The organism is Streptomyces sp. SID12501 (assembly GCF_010550245.1).
Classification (GTDB): Bacteria; Actinomycetota; Actinomycetes; order Streptomycetales; family Streptomycetaceae; genus Streptomyces.
The window spans coordinates 1-380 of record NZ_JAAGLU010001110.1 but is presented as its reverse complement, the minus strand read 5'-3'; the positions used below and the strand labels follow the sequence as shown (position 1 = coordinate 380).

Annotated in this window: 1 protein-coding gene; it reads left to right on the top strand. The window is 74.2% G+C overall.

Features of this window, described 5'->3' with window-relative positions; translation table 11 throughout:
• Positions 1-380, top strand: a 380-nt coding sequence (locus tag G3I71_RS50060; RefSeq protein WP_164325644.1) for a cation diffusion facilitator family transporter, incomplete at both ends; no start/stop codon positions are given.

Sequence of the window (380 nt, the reverse complement as noted above, 5' to 3'; positions counted from 1 at the left end):
GAGCACGCGGCCAACGCGCTCGTCGCCGTGGCCAAGACGGTCGCGGCGGTGCTGACGGGCGCGGCGTCGATGCTCGCCGAGGCCGCGCACTCGTGGGCGGACACCGGCAACGAGGTCTTCCTGCTGGTCGCGCAGCGCCGCGCCGCGCGCACACCGGACGCCGCGCACCCGTTCGGGTACGGCCGCGAGGTCTACGTGTGGTCGATGTTCGCCGCGATCGGGCTGTTCGCGGTCGGCGCCGGGGTGTCGGTCACGCACGGCGTGCAGGAGCTCCTCCACCCCGAGCCGGCGACCGACTTCCCGGTCGCGTACCTGGTGCTCGCGATCGCGTTCGTGCTGGAGTCGGTGTCGTTCGTGCAGGCGTGGCGGCAGTCGCGCGC